The organism is Agathobacter ruminis (assembly GCF_002735305.1).
Taxonomy (GTDB): Bacteria; Bacillota; Clostridia; order Lachnospirales; family Lachnospiraceae; genus Roseburia; species Roseburia ruminis.
In genome coordinates, this window is the sequence record NZ_PDYG01000033.1 from 1 (window position 1) to 1,445 (window position 1,445).

Annotated in this window: 3 protein-coding genes; all 3 read left to right on the forward strand. The window is 37.7% G+C overall.

Annotated features, from left to right (window positions below):
* Positions 1-290 (forward strand): helix-turn-helix domain-containing protein (locus CSX02_RS06780; protein ID WP_099386106.1); only part of this gene is annotated, 290 nt, incomplete at its 5' end.
* Positions 283-870: an ImmA/IrrE family metallo-endopeptidase gene (locus tag CSX02_RS06785; protein WP_099386107.1), complete on the forward strand. Its 588-nt coding sequence runs from the start codon at positions 283-285 to the stop codon at positions 868-870. The genes CSX02_RS06780 and CSX02_RS06785, both read left to right, overlap by 8 nt.
* Positions 871-1,071: 201 nt before the next feature.
* Positions 1,072-1,445, forward strand: a 374-nt coding sequence (locus CSX02_RS06790; RefSeq protein WP_189281401.1) for a DUF4417 domain-containing protein, incomplete at its 3' end; no start/stop codon positions are given.

Here is a 1,445-nt window from a genome sequence, read left to right on the forward strand (position 1 = left end):
TAATGAATGAGAGGAATATTAATCAAAAGCAGTTATCTCAGTTAAGCGGTATTAATGAAAGCTCCATTTCAAGATACTTGCATTCAGGACAGAAACCAAGAATGGATGTGGTAGTAAATATTGCAAAGGCTTTGCAGGTAGAAACAGAGTATTTGCTTGATGAAGGTGAAACAACAGAATCGGCATATAATACAATTTCTACGGCGATTGCAAGAAAAGGCGGTGAATTAACAGCAGAAGAGAAGAATCAGCTTATTGCATTGCTGATCGGAAAGGATAGAAATGTATAGAGCCGGCAGTGTATATGATGAAATAGATAAAGTGATTTATGATATTTATCAAGATTACGATATAAAAACATTTCCAGTAGATGAGGTGGAGGTTTGTAATAAGCTTGGCGTTGCGTTAGTCCCATATTCTGCGTTTTTACGAGAAGATAGAAAACTTCTGAAAAAGAAGTCGAAATTAGGATTCTTCGTCAAAGAGTCAAAGGAACAGCCGCCTACCATATACTATAATGACCGATTTGGCTCAAAAGGTGCTGTTCGGCTAACTATATTTCATGAGTTAAAGCATTATGTCTTTAATGATGAAAATGATGATGATGACGATTTGGCAGATTATTTTGCACGTCATTTTATGGGACCAACACCATATCTTATGCAAAAGGGTTTCGATTCGCCGAATAAAATCGTATCCTTTTGCGGGATGAGTATGGAGGCGGCAATGAATGCATACTCCAATATTGTGAGTCGACGTAATAAGTATGGAATGGATTTGTTTGATTATGAAGTGCCTTTTATCGATCACTTAGAACCTGTTATATTAGAAACATTTCAGGGTAACATTATTGAAACCCTTGATGAATAAAAAGAGTACGTGCATAGCTACAGGGCGTATGTATAGAAAAGGAGGCGAGTTAATTGTAGCATCAATTGTAACTGGAAGTGAGCTACTACCAATAGCGCATTTCCCCTAATCATCTGGGGATACGAATGCTCTCCAAACAAGTTAAAGGCTTTCGTATTCTCATACAAATTATGTATGGGGACCAAAGGAGGCCCCAATATTATGACAAGTAAAAGTTTTAGAACTGATCCGTTATTTTTGCGGAATGAATTTGAAGTAGAAGGAAGGTGGGGATTCCCCATTGTCCGTAAGCAGGCATTGGATTTGGATGGAATCGAATTGATTGCCTGCTCTGATGTTAGCAGTAAAGATACAAAGAATCTGCACAAAGGAGTTCATTTCTTTGTGGATGATTATCGGTTTGAAAATACTTACAATCATCCTGAAAATGCTTTGAAGAGATATGGAAAGTACAGATTCTTACTTAGCCCAGATTTTTCGTTGTATTCAGAAATGAATCCTTGGCGACAAATCGAATCAGTAGGTAAGGCACGTTGGGTGGCAGCGAAATGGCAAGATGCCGGGAAAATAGTAAT